13 protein-coding genes are annotated in these 15,881 nt (G+C 46.5%); 8 read left to right on the top strand and 5 right to left on the bottom strand.

From position 1 onward, the window contains the following. Positions 1-11 precede the first annotated feature (11 nt). Both H8744_RS09305 and H8744_RS09300 read left to right on the top strand, forming a co-directional pair. Entirely contained in the window at positions 12-3,146 is a 3,135-nt protein-coding gene (locus H8744_RS09305) for an efflux RND transporter permease subunit (RefSeq protein WP_262434573.1), read from the top strand. A gap of 192 nt (positions 3,147-3,338) precedes the next feature. Continuing rightward, on the top strand, positions 3,339-4,517 hold the full coding sequence (locus H8744_RS09300; RefSeq protein ID WP_262434572.1) for a TolC family protein: 1,179 nt from the start codon (positions 3,339-3,341) through the stop codon (positions 4,515-4,517). Positions 4,518-4,709: 192 nt separating this feature from the next. On the opposite strand, the gene H8744_RS09295 is transcribed toward H8744_RS09300, so the two are convergent. The 4 genes from H8744_RS09295 to H8744_RS09280 all read right to left on the bottom strand — a co-directional run bounded on the left by H8744_RS09295 (position 4,710) and on the right by H8744_RS09280 (position 10,093). Beyond that, positions 4,710-6,566, bottom strand: a complete 1,857-nt coding sequence (locus H8744_RS09295; protein ID WP_262434571.1) for a S8 family serine peptidase — start codon at positions 6,564-6,566, stop codon at positions 4,710-4,712. A gap of 25 nt (positions 6,567-6,591) precedes the next feature. After that, positions 6,592-7,527 carry a S8 family serine peptidase gene (locus tag H8744_RS09290; RefSeq protein WP_262434570.1) on the bottom strand — a complete coding sequence of 312 codons (936 nt, stop codon included), beginning with the start codon at positions 7,525-7,527 and terminating at the stop codon, positions 6,592-6,594. Positions 7,528-7,594: 67 nt separating this feature from the next. Then, positions 7,595-8,116 carry a hypothetical protein gene (locus tag H8744_RS09285; protein WP_262434569.1) on the bottom strand — a complete coding sequence of 174 codons (522 nt, stop codon included), beginning with the start codon at positions 8,114-8,116 and terminating at the stop codon, positions 7,595-7,597. A 501-nt stretch (positions 8,117-8,617) separates the two neighbouring features. Continuing rightward, positions 8,618-10,093, bottom strand: coding sequence for a methyltransferase RsmF C-terminal domain-like protein (locus H8744_RS09280; protein ID WP_262434568.1), 1,476 nt, complete (start codon positions 10,091-10,093; stop codon positions 8,618-8,620). Between the two features lie 105 nt (positions 10,094-10,198). Between H8744_RS09280 and H8744_RS09275 the strand changes: the two genes are divergently transcribed. The 6 genes from H8744_RS09275 (at position 10,199) to H8744_RS09250 (ending at position 15,143) form a co-directional block, all read left to right on the top strand. Next, entirely contained in the window at positions 10,199-10,858 is a 660-nt protein-coding gene (locus tag H8744_RS09275) for a DUF6249 domain-containing protein (protein ID WP_262434567.1), read from the top strand. Next, positions 10,855-11,403 carry an RNA polymerase sigma factor gene (locus H8744_RS09270; protein WP_262434566.1) on the top strand — a complete coding sequence of 183 codons (549 nt, stop codon included), beginning with the start codon at positions 10,855-10,857 and terminating at the stop codon, positions 11,401-11,403. The genes H8744_RS09275 and H8744_RS09270 overlap by 4 nt, the downstream gene beginning before the upstream one ends. Then, positions 11,387-11,713 carry a DUF5056 domain-containing protein gene (locus tag H8744_RS09265; protein WP_262434565.1) on the top strand — a complete coding sequence of 109 codons (327 nt, stop codon included), beginning with the start codon at positions 11,387-11,389 and terminating at the stop codon, positions 11,711-11,713. Before H8744_RS09270 ends, H8744_RS09265 begins: the two co-directional genes overlap by 17 nt. Before the next feature lie 434 nt (positions 11,714-12,147). Further along, positions 12,148-13,422: a cardiolipin synthase gene (gene cls, locus H8744_RS09260; RefSeq protein WP_262434564.1), complete on the top strand. Its 1,275-nt coding sequence runs from the start codon at positions 12,148-12,150 to the stop codon at positions 13,420-13,422. A 386-nt stretch (positions 13,423-13,808) separates the two neighbouring features. Beyond that, positions 13,809-14,603: a thymidylate synthase gene (locus H8744_RS09255; RefSeq protein ID WP_262434563.1), complete on the top strand. Its 795-nt coding sequence runs from the start codon at positions 13,809-13,811 to the stop codon at positions 14,601-14,603. Between the two features lie 45 nt (positions 14,604-14,648). Further along, entirely contained in the window at positions 14,649-15,143 is a 495-nt protein-coding gene (locus H8744_RS09250; RefSeq protein WP_262434562.1) for a dihydrofolate reductase, read from the top strand. Between the two features lie 107 nt (positions 15,144-15,250). Here H8744_RS09250 and H8744_RS09245 read toward each other — a convergent pair whose 3' ends face one another. Further along, entirely contained in the window at positions 15,251-15,733 is a 483-nt protein-coding gene (locus tag H8744_RS09245) for an Lrp/AsnC family transcriptional regulator (protein ID WP_262434561.1), read from the bottom strand. Positions 15,734-15,881: the final 148 nt, after the last annotated feature.

Raw genomic sequence — 15,881 nt, 5'->3', positions numbered from 1 at the left:
CTTAAAAAGTTATGTTAAACAAAATCATACATTTCTCACTTCAGAACCGCATTCTGGTGCTTGTGGCATCAGTGCTGTTACTGATCGGCGGAACTTATACCGCCATGAATACGGAAGTGGACGTTTTCCCTGACCTCAACGCGCCTACGGTAGTTATCATGACCGAAGCCAACGGCATGGCGGCCGAGGAAGTGGAACAATTGGTCACTTTCCCCGTAGAGACTTCTGTAAACGGTGCTACGGGAGTACGCCGCGTACGTTCGTCTTCCACCAACGGATTTTCCGTTGTCTGGGTAGAATTCGATTGGGGGACAGATGTTTATCTGGCTCGGCAAATCGTTTCGGAAAAGCTCGCAGTAGTCAACGAATCACTTCCTTCCAATGTAGGAAAACCGACATTGGGACCGCAATCATCCATTTTGGGTGAGATGCTGATCATCGGACTCACGGCCGATTCCACTTCCATGCTCGACCTGCGCACCATTGCCGATTGGACGATCCGTCCGCGCCTGCTCTCAACGGGAGGTGTGGCACAGGTTGCCGTACTGGGTGGCGACTTGAAGGAGTACCAGATACAACTCGACCCGGAAAGGATGCGCCATTACGGAGTGTCTATGGGCGAAGTGATGGCTGTCACCCAAGACATGAACCTCAACGCTAACGGAGGCGTGCTTTATGAATATGGCAACGAGTACATTGTGCGTGGGGTGCTTTCCACCGACAAAGTAGACCAGCTGGGCAATGCAGCGGTGAAGAGCATTAACGGTGTGCCCGTCTTGCTCGAAGACATAGCGGATGTGGCCATAGGTCCGAAAGCTCCAAAGCTGGGAACAGCTTCCGAACGCGGCAAACCTGCCGTGCTGATGACCGTTACCAAACAACCTGCTACCAGTACGCTTGACCTGACTGCCCAATTAGAGGCTGCACTTCAGGACTTGCAAAAGAACTTACCGGCAGATGTAAAGGTGTCCACGGACATCTTCCGACAAAGCCGTTTCATTGAAAGTTCCATCGGAAACGTGAAAAAGTCGCTGTTCGAAGGAGGTATCTTCGTGGTGATTGTCCTCTTCCTGTTCCTTGCCAATGTCAGGACAACTATCATCTCACTGGTTACACTGCCCATCTCACTGATCGTTTCCATACTGACATTGCATTATATGGGAATGACCATCAATACGATGAGCCTTGGCGGTATGGCAATAGCCATCGGATCATTGGTAGACGACGCCATCGTGGATGTGGAAAATGTGTATAAGCGTCTGCGGGAGAATCGCCTGAAACCAGACAGTGAAAGGCTTTCGGTCATCGAGGTCGTATTCAATGCTTCCAAAGAGGTACGTATGCCTATCTTGAACTCGACACTGATCATAGTAGTGAGTTTCGTACCGCTTTTCTTCCTGACAGGAATGGAAGGACGCATGTTAGTTCCGCTGGGCATTGCTTTCATCGTGGCACTGTTTGCCTCCACGGTGGTGGCACTGACGTTAACTCCGGTTCTCTGTTCTTATCTGCTGAAGGGCAAGAAGACAGAAAATTCCTCCTCCGGGAAAAACGGAGAAGCTCCGGTTGCCCGTTGGCTGAAAGGAATCTACTCCAAAACCCTCGTATGGGTGATCCGCCACAAACGGATCACATTGGGAGGAACCATCGCCTTGTTCATCGTGGCATTGGGCTTCTTCTTCACTTTGGGACGTTCTTTCCTGCCGCCTTTCAATGAAGGCTCGTTCACCATCAACATCTCTTCTCTGCCGGGCATCTCACTGGAAGAAAGCGACAAAATGGGGCACCGGGCGGAAATGCTTTTGCTAAGCATCCCCGAGATACAGACCGTGGCACGCAAAACAGGACGTGCGGAATTGGACGAACACGCCCTTGGCGTAAATACTTCGGAGATCGAAGCACCGTTTCAGCTGAAAGACCGTTCAAGAAGCGAACTGGTTGCCGAAGTACGGGAGAAACTCGGAACCATCACCGGAGCAAACATCGAAATCGGACAGCCGATCAGCCATCGTATCGATGCCATGCTGTCGGGTACGAAAGCCAACATCGCCATCAAACTTTTCGGGGACGACCTGAACCGGATGTTCACTTTAGGCAACGAAATAAAAGAAGCGATCGAAGGGATTCCGGGCATTGCCGACCTGAACGTGGAGCAGCAGATTGAACGCCCACAGCTCAAAATCACACCGAAACGTGAGATGCTCGCCAAATATGGCATCACCTTGCCGCAATTCTCGGAATATATCAACGTGGCATTGGCAGGGGAAGTCATCTCACAGGTATATGAAAAAGGAAAAGCGTTCGACCTGATCGTTAAAGTAAAGGATAGCTTCCGGGACGAAGCGGAGAAGATACGCAACCTGATGGTCGATACATCGGATGGCAAGAAAGTGCCTTTGAGCTATGTGGCAGAGGTGGTTTCCGCCATGGGGCCGAATACGATCAGCCGGGAGAACGTGAAACGGAAGATCGTGATATCGGCCAACGTAGCCGACCGTGACCTGCGCAGTGTGGTGAACGACATCCAGGAGAAGATAGATTCTTCCGTGAAACTGCCGGAAGGGTATCACATCGAATATGGTGGACAGTTTGAAAGCGAACAGGCCGCCAGCCGCACCTTGGCGTTGACATCGTTTATGAGTATCATCGTTATTTTCCTGCTACTCTATCATGAGTTCCGCAGCGTGAAAGAATCAGCGGTCATCCTTATCAATCTGCCGTTGGCACTGATCGGGGGAGTGTTCGCACTGGTCGTCACCACCGGAGAAGTCAGTATTCCTGCGATCATCGGATTCATTTCGCTATTCGGAATTGCAACCCGGAACGGAATGCTGCTCATCAGCCATTACAACCATCTGCAACAGGAAGAGGGGTTGAACGTTTACGACAGCGTCATCCAAGGCTCACTCGACCGGTTGAACCCGATCCTGATGACCGCACTTTCCAGTGCTATGGCTTTGATACCGCTGTCTCTTAGCGGTGACCTTCCGGGGAACGAGATACAGAGTCCGATGGCGAAAGTTATCCTGGGCGGTCTGCTCACTTCCACTTTCCTGAACGGATTCATCATTCCGATTGTTTATCTCATGATGCATCCTCGTGATCTTCCGCTTTCCGCGGAGGAAAGTACACCAAGCGATGAATAGCAGGTTTGAAGCCCCTTTGCAGGGTGTTAATAGTCATCGAATTGGACATTAATACCCAGCGTGTTGATCTTTAATGGCCAGCGTGATGAATATTAATGATCAACACGCTGGAAATAGATAGCTGTCGAACCGAGTATAGTAACTCTGGAAATGAGGTATAAACTTAATTAAACGAACGAATCATAAAGAGAAATGAAACGAATAACGATATTGACCGCCACACTCCTCCTTTTCGCAGGAGTAAAGGCTCAAAACAGCATAGAGCAGGTGCTTCGCAACGTCGAATCGAACAATAAAGATTTGCAGGCGAACTCGCAACTCATCTCTTCACAAAAGATGGAAGCAAAAACGGACAACAACCTTGCTGATCCCACCTTGTCTTATGCCCACCTCTGGGGAGCTAAAGACAAGAACGAGACGATCGGGGAACTGGTTATCTCGCAAAGCTTTGACTTCCCTACCCTCTACGCCAGCCGGGCAAAGTTGAACCGACTGAAAAGCACCACCTTCGACGGACAAGCCAGCGCTTTCCGCCAAGGCATTTTGCTACAAGCAAAAGAGGCATGCCTGGATCTTATCATGCTTCGCCAACAGCAACAAATCCTACAGGAGCGTTTGCGTAACGCGGAGGAACTTGCCGCAATGTACAAGAGACGCTTGATGACGGGAGATGCCAATGTCATCGAAACCAATAAGATAAACCTTGAACTATTAAACGTAAAAACGGAAGCAACCTTGAATGAGACTGCTCTGCGCAATAAGCTTCAGGAGCTGACCACACTCAACGGCAACATCCCCGTCGTATTCGAAGAGGACGCCTACCCGGCTGTCATCTTCCCTTCGGACTACCAAAGGCTCAAAACGGAAGTCCTTGCTGCCGACCCGACCCTACAGGCACTTGCCAGCGAGAGCGCAGCGGCCCGCAAACAGATAGGTGTCAACAAGCAAGGCTGGCTACCGAAACTGGAACTGGGCTACCGAAGGAATACGGAAACAGGCACGCCATTCAATGGAGTGGTCGTGGGATTCTCCTTCCCCATTTTCGAGAACAAGAGCAAAGTGAAGATAGCGAAAGCACAATCCCTGAATACCGACTATCTAAGGGAAAGTGCCACCATGCGTGCCGAATCGGAGATAGCACAGCTTTACCGTGAAGCACAAACGTTACGGACTTCAATGAACGAATACGAACAGACCTTCCAAGCCCAACAGGACTTGGCATTATTGAAACAGGCACTTACAGGAGGCCAAATCAGCATGATAGAGTACTTCGTTGAAGTATCCGTGGTCTACCAAAGCAAGCAGAATTATCTGCAACTGGAAAACCAATACCAAAAGGCGATGGCGAAGATTTATAAGAATCAGTTATAAGTTTTTGAACTTTGCAGCTGATCCCCCACTTCATATCCTAAATAATTGAAACTTCCCCCGGCAGCTATTGAAATGTAGTTCATGCACGTCAATAGCAGCCGGGGGAAGTTTTGTGTTTCGATACAATCGCAAGCTACACTATAAGCTTCCGCAATAAACATCCGAAGCCCCTTTTATTCTTCACACCACTCCTTAATGTTCAATACGAACCACTTGCTTTATGATATCATTTCCCGTCACTACATTCAGATAGTAGGTTCCTTTGGGCAGGTCGGAAATATTCATCTGCAAAATTTCTTCTTCCGAAGTACCGTTAACCGTACGGACAAGACCGTAATCGTTATATAGCATAAGCTTTACCTCGTGCAGTGAAGAACTATTCTCTTCCATATCCACTTTGCGGATAGATACGAAGTCGCTTGTAGGGTTGGAAGATGTCACCCTGTAAGGAGGAGTAGAATAAAGAAAGGGTGACATACCTTCATCTTTATAAGCCGAAATTCCATTCTTATCGACCATGTAGTTTAACGATGTAGTCTTGGTACATTGACTAAATACCGAACACGTCACTATTCCTATATAATTATCGTTGGGCAATGTCACCTTCAAACGGTGCGGGGAATCTATTTTTGTAACATCTATATCATCCGTATCCCAAGGCTTTACCGGAGGAAAAGGATCGACTGGCGGATCAACCGGATAAACAGAAAAGGTACTAGGTTGAATGGATATGGAGTCACGAATTGTCGATGATTTCATACACGAGGGTACTTTTATCAGTGATGAATTCGTTATCAAGTCTTCAGATTCCAAAATTGCATCTGTTTCTGTCTTAGAGTCCGGAGAGCGCCGGCATCTCCAATATACGATTGTTTCTTCGGGAATATCTCTCATGCTTCGACCATTATTGTCTATCGGATCCGCATAAATCGCAAATCTCTTACTTCCATTAGGTCCTCTGCTGTCCGACAGGAATTCCATGTCCACCTTTTCCTTTTCCCGAAGAAGCAAAGTTTTTCTTTTTGCGTACGTTTTTCCATTAGCATGTACCACCGCTTCGATCCAATATCCGAAAGAAGTCCCTTTTACCGTGCTGACCCGGATGGAATCCCCTTTTTGGGAATCGATATCCACATTGTCCGAAACATTCCAACTGAAGGTAGCTCCATAAGGGAGGTACCCGATACGGTGAGCTTTAAGACCGCAACAGGAGATATGACCACTGCCTTCAACATCCAGTACAGAAGATATGTTTTTGGTAAATTGCTTGATCAATACATCATCATAGCATACTTTAGCAGTCAGCGTAGTAGATTTTCCACAATCCCTGGTCAATATCCTTGCCACCGAGTCGGCTGGATTAGTCAGAGTGAAGTCAGATGAAGAAGAACTCCACACTACCCTTGCTTTACGAGGCAAGTTGTTAATCATATAAGTATAGGGATCATTTTCAACAAGTGTTGATTTTTGGAATTGTATCATTCTCAGCGCATCATATGCATCCACTATGCCATATCCCACTTGATCATTCCACTTTCCGTAAGTCCCGTTAGTAGAAAAAGTATGTCGGCTTGGCTTTTGGCAAGTCTGGCATAGTATTTTCTTCAGTTGGGTTCGTGTCAAGTTAGGATTAACGGACAGCATTAAGGCCGCTACTCCGGATACATGAGGGGTGGAAGCGGATGTCCCGGTAAAATTCTCATAATCGTTATTTTGCGTCGTGGTGTAGATTTGTACTCCCGGGGCTACCAAATCCAGATCACTGCCATAATTGGAATCTTCCCACCGTGCCCCGTTTTGCCAAGAAGCTCCTACAGAAATTACATTGGGCAGAGAAGCTGGATAATTTAAGGTGGTGGAATTGGAATTTCCGGAGGACGCTACGATAATACACCCTCTTCCGTCACGGCCTTGAGTAGCCATCTTGTTGATTTGAGTTGTCAATTTTGCATCATGTGACTTATCGTTTCCCCAAGAACAGTTGATAATGTCGGCTCCCATTCTTTCCGCATATTTCAAACCTTCAATAGTCCAATCATCATTTTCCACAGTGGAAGCTATATTAATATATCGATCATAAAAAAATACGTATAGGTATGATTTTGCAATGGGGAGCCACTCCTGTGATTCCTTGATTATTATCCACTGCTGCAATGATTCCGCTACACTTGGTTCCGTGCGTATCTCCGGGTTTTGGAGCGCCATTAGTGCCCGTTACATTGTCCGTTACCGCATTAAACCCCTTTAGAAGATTCGCTTTAAGATCTGAATGGGTGAGTTCTACACCATCATCCAATACAGCAATCTTTATATCCGGTGATCCCTTACTTATTGTCCAGGCTTCTTTAGCAAAAATACCACTCCCTTCTGTACTTTCCAAAGGCCATTGAGAAGATGTAGAACTTTTTTCAACAAAACGCATGAAATCAGGCTCAGCACAAGTTACTCCTGATTGTTTTGCCAATAAATTACAAACCCCGATGCAGTCCGGATTCGAAATCAGAATTCGATGAAAGTAGCCGATACCACTGGCACTAGGTTCTGTTCTTATTTCTCTGTTTTTGATCTCTAAATGGTCAAGTAGTTCTTCTATCTTTATACTTCCATCAGTATTTACAAATAGCATACCATACAAAGCATGTATTGATTTCTTATCATCGCAATACACTGGAAAAGCTTCCGCTATTTCCTCTCGACTCTCCAAAGCGGACAATTCGGCTAATCCTTTGATTTTAACGAAAGAGAAAGATCCCGATCTACAATCCATGACGAAACTCAGCGAGGAATAATGTTCTTGTAAAAAGCGCTCTTTAGCTTCTATCGTTGCTTGTTCCGTAAAACGAACGTATCCCAAGGTATCTACCAACTCGTAACAAAGTTCCCCATCAGTTCCATCAGTTCCTACTGAATAGCAGGTTGAGAAATGTATGTCATCCTCATTATTACACCCTGCAACTATCCCTACACTAAGTAGAAGAAACAGTTTTAATATTTTTGTCGTTTTCATCATAATTTTAATATTAAAATAAAATAGCGTTAATCAATAACAAGCAAATGCAGCAATTTATATTGCAGCATTATTTTCTACACATAATAATATAATCAGGAGAATGGCAAATAGATGTGGTTGTCTTAACACATTTGTACTCAATTTCACCTTTATCTTTTTTATTTACTACTACCCCTACTCCCGGACCGATACCATCTATAATCCCAAACGTTTCCTTTTTGCCCTTTATAGAATAAGAATGTTCCAACAAAGAATTACCATTTTCAGTCTCGGAAAAGCGATATTGCTTATTTTGGGCTTGATATGGCTCTTGTATAAAAATAACCATGTATCGTGAATAATCAATGCTCCGCAAATATTCCCAGCCTTCCTCCCCCTCAGCATCCGGGGATTCGGCCTTACAATCTTCCAATTCTTCAACAGAACACACCACACATGGTAAATCCAAACTCCGTGATAAATTCATAGTCATAGTAGACTGTATTAGCTCTACGATGCCAAACGGTTCATTGTCATTTTCACAACTACTGGTTTCCATACCAAGTAGAAAAATAGCGCATAACAGCGTTAAAACCTTCACTTTTCTCATAATAATTAAAATTTGAATTGATAGCTTAACAATTTCGACCTTTATTCAAAGCATATTAAATCCCTATTCCTTGAATAGTTACAATTTCGTCTTAAGGAAAAAAGAGCTTATATATCCAAAAATAAGATCGCACGAAATACTTTTTTTGATTAGAGATCATTAAATGAGTAAGTAACCAAGAATTATACCCTTTACCTTTAAAGGGCAATAAATAGAGCATTAGACAGAGTTTACTCGGGCAGCAGTCTGGTTTATTAGTATAAATAAGATTTTTAAACAAAGGCACCCATCGTTCCTTTTAATTAAATTCTTCAAATATATGTAATAATTAATAATAAAGCAAACGTAGGGAGGGAATTATCGTTGACATTTACTATTATTAACGTCAAACCTGATGCACTTTCGAAAGGTGATTTAAAAACAACCTGCCAATTTGAGCATTGTTAAGAGGTTTGGCAGGTTCTATTGGTTACGAATAAAATACCGGGAAATGGTGAAGTGTCACCGTACAGATGACACTTCAAGTACTTTCACCTCCTCTGGCAGATAACCACTACGGATACGCCACTCTTGAGGATAAAGGTTATTGGCACGGTTGCCTATATTCTTCACGAATCCGAGAGGCACGAATTTATATGTGATCAGGACATAACCGCGGGGAGTCGTTTCGGACAAAGAAATGGCTTCTTTCCGTAGATAGGCGATCGCTTGTTCGTAGGTGATTTCTTCCGTTGGAAACGATCCTTTTTCCAGAACATTGCTCATGGCAAGGGCATGGGTAGGGATAAGGTCTTTTCCTTTTACCTCGGCCAAGGGAGTGCCGGATTGCACCATACGCAGAGTTTGCTGTAAACCTGAAAGGGTTCCGACCTGCTCCTTGGGAAAGGCGGTGATGGTCGTACCGGAAATGATCAGTTCATACGCTTCAGGAGAGACAAGCCAGCTTTTGACGATTGCCAACTGCTCTTTAGTGATCTGAGGAACGGACATTTGCGCCTTGCCTGCCGATGTTTTTTTACGGGACGGCTTGCCTCCACGGGACACATTCACCGGAACTGCACGGCTTGAACCTTTGTAGTGATCGGATGAAGATGGGGCTTCACCGGATTTGCGAAGGAGTGCAAGGAAAAAGCCTTCCCCTTTGGTCTTATGAGGCAGGAAGCGATAGACGGGAAAGTCTGCCCCGCCAAGAAGGTTGCCGGTAATCCCCCATTGGGAGGATATTTCCAACGGAAGCACCTCGGCACCGAATTCGTTACAGATCCATTGCAGATTTTCTTCATCCTCTTTCGTATTGTACGTACATGTACTATAGATAAGGATGCCACCCGGCTTCAAGCAGGGCCATATATCGGCTATGATGCGCTGTTGTCGCTGCCAACAGATTTCCACATTTTCCGGGCTCCACTCTCCTACAGCTACCGGATCTTTACGGAACATCCCTTCACCGGAACAAGGCACATCGGTGAGAATCACATCAAAGAAATCTTCAAGCGGGGCAAAGTCTGTCGGATCATTATTGGTCACAACTACTCCGGGATGCCCCCATTTCGTAAGGTTCTCGGCAAGTATCTGCGAACGGTTACGGATCACTTCATTGGATACCAACAAACTGCCTTCGGGCAGCAAACTCCGGGCATGGGTGGACTTGCCTCCGGGAGCAGCGCAAAGGTCGAGCATCACAACCGGCTCTTCGGGGAGATATTGCTTCAATGCTTGCTCCACGAACATGGAGGAAGCTTCTTGTACGTAGTAACACCCGGCATGGAACAAGGGGTCGAAAGTGAACGTGAGGCGTTGGTCAAGGTAACGTCCGGTTCGGCACCAAGGAACGGAATGCCCGGGAACGGCCGCCTTGGCGGCATTCATTCGAATACTGACGGGAGCGTTCTCGCTCATGGAGGCGGACAATTCCGCGAATTCATCATCGCCCAACAAGGCTCGGGTATAGGCTATAAAGGAAGCTGGTAGTTTCATTTTCTTCTGTTAATCCCTGCAAATATCAAAAATATTTCGTCTCTTTGCAACTTTCCGGCATCCTATCTACGTCTAACGGACAAAGAAACAAAAAAAGAACCAGATATGAAACAGATCTTAATCACATTGACCTTAATGCTTGCCGTCTGCTCGCTAGCGGCCCAAAAGAAAACAGTGCTTTACGCGGACAGCAACTCTCCAAAAGGAATAAAAACAGTTGTTGCGAAAACGACTCCCTCGAAGGATTCCACTTATACGCCCGATTACACGGACACGCCCGACACAGGCGTGACGGTAGAGAGCGACATGGAGGACGCTTCGGACACGGTCGATATGGATGCTTACGATGATGTCCACAACATCAACCTGATCCGGGCGGATCTGCTCAAAGACATTGGCAGTGCCGCCGGTGCAGGCATCGCTCTTTCACTGTTCATACTGCTGCTCATTTTCGGCTTCCCGATATTCGTCATCTTCATCGCATTCTATTACCGCTACAAAAGCCGTCGCGACCGCTACAGACTGGTCGAGAAAGCGATCGCTTCCGGACAGCCTATCCCGGACAGCATCCTCAAAGAGAGCCTGAATGCCGATACCACTTCGAAGGGGATCAAAAACATCTGCTTGGGCATCGGCTTGTTCATCTTCCTTTGGGCGTTCACCAACAGCTTTGCCATGGGGTGCATCGGGTTGTTGATCATGTTCACCGGCATCGGCCAGTATCTCGTGGGTCGCAAACAGAAACCTACGGACGAAGAGAAATGAACCGGCTCAATGACATATCGTTAGTCGCACAGGTCGTGGTGTTCCACAACACCAAGGCCTTCGACCAGTTGGTGCAGAAGTATCAAGGGGCCATCCGACGCTTCTTCCTCAACTTGACATGCGGCGACAGCGAATTGAGCGACGACTTGGCACAGGATACGTTCATCAAAGCGTATACGAGCCTCGCATCTTTTAAAAATCTTTCAAATTTCCCAACGTGGCTTTATCGCATTGCTTATAACGTATTTTATGATTATATTCGCAGCCGGAAGGAGACAATGGGGTTGGAGTCCGGTGAAGTAGACGTCTTCAACAGCGTGGAACAGGAAAACGTGGGACAACGGATGGACATCTACCAATCACTCGGCAAACTGAAGGAAATGGAACGTACCTGCATCACGCTCTTTTATATGGAGGACGTGAGCATCGATAAAATAGCAGGCATCGTGGGGATTCCTGCCGGGACAGTGAAAAGCCACCTGTCGAGAGGAAAAGAAAAGTTGGCAACGTATTTAAAACAAAACGGGTATGATGGAAACAGATGACAAACTGGTCCGGGAATTCTTGGCCGGACAGAAACAAGAAATAGCGGACAATGGTTTCAGCCACCGGGTAATGCGCAATCTGCCGTGCCGCATCAACCGTTGGTTCAAGATTTGGAGCGTGTTCATCACGCTCGTAGCGATAGTGCTGTTCTTCGTATTCGACGGATTGCAAGCCGTAGTCAATACGTTGCGCGATATATTCGTCTCGATGGTACAAAGCGGGGCGCACAGTTTCGATCCGAAATCGCTGATCATTGCCGTCGCGGTACTCCTCTTTCTGGCAGTCCGCAAAGCGTGGTCGATGGAATGACGAAGAAGAAAAAGCCGAGAAAGCTTGCTTTTTATCAATCGATGTCGTATATTTGTCAACGTAATACAATCATACATTCACATTAGTATGAGGGAGAAGAGGGAAGCGAAAGCTTTCCTCTTTTTTGTTTGCCCCAGTCATGAAAGCTTCCCTGCAAAGGCTCTGAAAGGGTTTTCAAAGAACGGCATCGACTCAAAAAGACACCGCCATTTCACAAAAATGAAACCGTCATCCGACCAGTTTGCCTATTTGAAAAATCCTTTTTCATCCTAAGATAATTTTTTATCTCCCTAACGGACGGCAGCTTTCATCGGATGTTATCGAAAGAGGCCGTGTTCTGTTAAAGTATAATAAAACTGCTCTTGACAAAAAAGTGGCTCGAACAGAGAAGTTGTATCTTTGTTTCATCGTAAACTAAATAATGACGCAAAGTTTTGAAATCATATATAATTAGTATACTGTTGCTCTTGGCAATAGGCCACCTGAAAGCAGACGAAATCGATAGTCTATTGGTGCAACGGCAAGACACGGCAGAATTGTCGAGCGAGCAGATGGTACTCAACTTCCTTCAGGAATCGGGTATCCCGATCACTTACGGAAACCAAGTAAAACTATTGACCAGCGGACGTAAAAAGTTTCAAGACCTTTTCGAAGCCATACGGGGCGCAAAGCACCACATCCATCTGGAATATTTCAACTTCAGGAACGATTCGATAGCCAATGCGCTCTTCGACCTGCTGGCAGAAAAAGTAAAGGAAGGCGTAGAGGTGCGTGCCTTGTTCGATGCTTTCGGCAACTGGTCGAACAACAAGCCGCTGAAGAAACGACACCTGAAAGCCATACGCGAGCGCGGCATAGAAATCGTCAAGTTCGACCCGTTCAAATTCCCCTACATCAATCATGCAGCCCACCGCGACCACCGGAAAATCGCAGTCATCGACGGGAAAATAGGATATACCGGGGGCATGAACATAGCCGATTATTACATCAACGGACTCCCGAAAATCGGCACATGGCGCGACATGCATATCCGCCTGGAAGGCCCGGCGGTCGATATCTTGCAAGAAATATTCCTGACGATCTGGAACAAAACGACCGGGCAAAACATCATGGGCGAGGAATATTTCCCCGAACCGACGGCTCCGGCAGACAGCCTCGAAGGGATAACCGTAGCCATCGTCGACCGTACTCCGAAGAAGAATACCCGCATGTTGAGCCACACGTATGCCATGTCCATCTACGCGGCCAAAAAGAATGTACGGATTGTCAATCCTTACTTCGTCCCTACTTCCTCCATCCGCAAAGCATTGAACCATGCCCTCGATAAAGGTACGAAAGTGGAAATCATGATCTCTTCGAAAGCGGACATCCCTTTCACACCGGATGCATCACTCTATAAGGTACATAAGTTGATGAAGCGGGGAGCCGATATCTATCTCTACAACGGAGGTTTCCACCACTCCAAGATCATGATGGTGGACAAAAGCTTCTGCACGGTCGGCACAGCCAACCTGAACAGCCGCAGTCTGCGCTATGATTACGAAACGAATGCCTTCATCTTCAACAGAAAGTTCACCGCACAGCTAGACAGCGTGTTCGTAGCCGATACGATGCATTGCACAAAGTTGACACCCGAATTATGGAAGAAGCGTTCACCGTGGAAGAAGTTCGTAGGATGGTTCGCCAACCTGTTCACCCCGTTCCTGTGATGACTAAGGCGGCAGCGGACACATAGAGCGGCCGATCGTTCGCCTTGATGCGGAATCAATGGAAATCTTTTGACATAAAACCGTCCCGGGACTGAGGGAGTTCTTCCTCACCGGTGAAGGGGGCGTTGATCACCGATGAAGAGGCCCTTCATCACCGAGGAAGAGGGCGTTGATCACCGAGGTAAAAGGGGGGGGTATCACGAACACTGATTACCAATCACTTAAGTCTGCCGCTTGCTATTACCGCGCAGATGCCGGGAATAAAATATTTTTGACATTTCTCAAGCTGGAGGTTCGGTATACAGATCACTGAACCCGTCACATTTTGCGCAAAAAGTAGACGTGAGAAATATTATTTTCAATTAAATAATCCTACCTTTGCAGGCATGAAACAGTATTTAGACTTACTTAACCGCGTACTCACCGAAGGGGTAGAAAAGAGCGACCGTACCAGTACGGGTACAATCAGCGTCTTCGGACACCAGATGCGATTCAACCTCGATGAAGGCTTTCCTTGCCTTACGACAAAGAAATTGCACCTGAAATCCATCATATACGAACTCTTATGGTTCCTCAAAGGAGATACCAACGCAAAGTACCTGCAAGACCACGGTGTGCGTATCTGGAACGAATGGGCGGATGAAAATGGCGACCTGGGACACATCTACGGATACCAGTGGCGTTCGTGGCCGGATTATAAGGGAGGCACCATCGATCAGGTCAGTGAAGCCGTCGAAACGATCAGACATAATCCCGATTCGCGCCGCATCATCGTAAGCGCTTGGAATGTAGGCGATCTGGACAACATGAACCTGCCGCCCTGCCATGCCTTCTTCCAGTTCTACGTGGCCAACGGACGTTTGAGTCTCCAACTGTACCAACGCAGCGCGGATATATTCCTGGGCGTTCCGTTCAACATCGCTTCCTACGCTCTCCTGCTACAAATGATGGCGCAAGTGACCGGGTTGAAACCGGGAGATTTCATCCACACCTTGGGGGATGCCCACATCTACCTGAATCATCTCGATCAAGTGAAGTTACAGTTGACACGCGAACCTCGCCCTCTGCCTCAAATGCAGATCAACCCGGATGTAAAAAGCATCTTCGACTTCCACTTCGAAGACTTCGAACTGGTAAATTACGATCCGCATCCGCACATCGCGGGGAAAGTTGCCGTATGAAAGGACAATAACCGGAATTCTTCAGACAATAAACAGCAAGCATCTATGCCATTCATCAGTATCATTGCCGCCGTAGACCGTAACATGGCCATCGGCTTTCAGAACAAACTCCTCTTCTGGTTGCCCAACGACTTGAAACGCTTCAAGGCGCTCACTACCGGAAACACCATCATAATGGGACGCAAAACGTTCGAGTCGCTCCCGAAAGGCGCGCTGCCCAACCGCCGCAACGTAGTACTCTCGACCAATCCGAAGGCGGAATTTCTCGGTGCGGAAGTTTTCTCTTCTCTCGAAGCAGCTCTAAAAAGTTGCAACGACAACGAGCATGTATATATCATCGGAGGCGAAAGCATCTATCGCCAAGCCATCGATGTAGCCGATGAACTCTGCCTGACGGAAATAGACGGTGAAGCTCCGGAAGCCGATGCTTTCTTCCCCGATGTCAATCCCGCCACCTGGCACGAAAAAAGCAGAGACTCCCATCCTGAAGATGAGAAACATCTCTGCTCCTATGCTTTTGTTGATTACAGTAGAGCGTAAAACTGACTCACAAATAATATGCCGGATTTCTCCAAAGTCATATCATAGCATCCGAATCTGCCAGTACACGTTCCCTTATCGGCAAAACTCCCAGCAAACAAGGGATATTACAACTCTTCTTCTTCCGTTTCGACTATGATCGGCATTTGCCGTTTGATAGCCTCATGGAAGGAGATCAATGTTTCCGTGCGCGCCAACCCCAGCGGTTGCAATTTATCATGAATCACACTTAGCAAATGATGGTTATTGCGCGCATATATTTTGATGAACATATCATACTTACCCGTTGTGAAGTGACACTCCACGACTTCCGGTATGGCCTGTAAAGCTTGCGTTACTGAATCGAACGATTCCGGATCTTTCAGATAAATCCCGATATAAGCGCACGTTTCATACCCGATCTTCTCCGGATCGATGACAAACTCCGAACCTTTCAATATTCCCAGATTAGTGAGTTTCTGTATCCGCTGATGAATCGCAGCTCCTGAAACGTTACATGCCCGCGCAACTTCCAGAAAAGGTATGCGTGCATTCTCTGCTATCAGCTTCAGAATCTGCTCATCTAAAGTATCCAATTGATGATGTCCCATTTTTATTCAAATTGATTTAATACATGAATGTTAATGCAAAGTTAGACAAAATTCCGGCAATAAATGCTATGATTTATTACTTTTATTTCCAAAAATGGAATAAGTCGGCAATTGTTCGTACATTTGTAAAAACATAAATATTCGCTAA

Origin of the sequence: Jilunia laotingensis (assembly GCF_014385165.1) — a bacterium.
Lineage (GTDB): Bacteria > Bacteroidota > Bacteroidia > Bacteroidales > Bacteroidaceae > Bacteroides > Bacteroides laotingensis.
Note: the sequence above shows the minus strand (reverse complement) of the source record. Positions and strands in the feature narration are given on the sequence as shown.

Coding starts and splice junctions, on each gene's coding strand:
- H8744_RS09300 (WP_262434572.1), top strand. CDS start 3,339: ATGAAACGAATAACGATATTGACCGCCACACTCCTCCTTTTCGCAGGA.
- H8744_RS09280 (WP_262434568.1), bottom strand. CDS start 10,093: ATGAAACTACCAGCTTCCTTTATAGCCTATACCCGAGCCTTGTTGGGC.
- H8744_RS09275 (WP_262434567.1), top strand. CDS start 10,199: ATGAAACAGATCTTAATCACATTGACCTTAATGCTTGCCGTCTGCTCG.
- H8744_RS09290 (WP_262434570.1), bottom strand. CDS start 7,527: ATGATGAAAACGACAAAAATATTAAAACTGTTTCTTCTACTTAGTGTA.
- H8744_RS09265 (WP_262434565.1), top strand. CDS start 11,387: ATGATGGAAACAGATGACAAACTGGTCCGGGAATTCTTGGCCGGACAG.
- H8744_RS09245 (WP_262434561.1), bottom strand. CDS start 15,733: ATGGGACATCATCAATTGGATACTTTAGATGAGCAGATTCTGAAGCTG.
- H8744_RS09255 (WP_262434563.1), top strand. CDS start 13,809: ATGAAACAGTATTTAGACTTACTTAACCGCGTACTCACCGAAGGGGTA.
- H8744_RS09250 (WP_262434562.1), top strand. CDS start 14,649: ATGCCATTCATCAGTATCATTGCCGCCGTAGACCGTAACATGGCCATC.
- H8744_RS09305 (WP_262434573.1), top strand. CDS start 12: ATGTTAAACAAAATCATACATTTCTCACTTCAGAACCGCATTCTGGTG.
- H8744_RS09285 (WP_262434569.1), bottom strand. CDS start 8,116: ATGAGAAAAGTGAAGGTTTTAACGCTGTTATGCGCTATTTTTCTACTT.
- H8744_RS09270 (WP_262434566.1), top strand. CDS start 10,855: ATGAACCGGCTCAATGACATATCGTTAGTCGCACAGGTCGTGGTGTTC.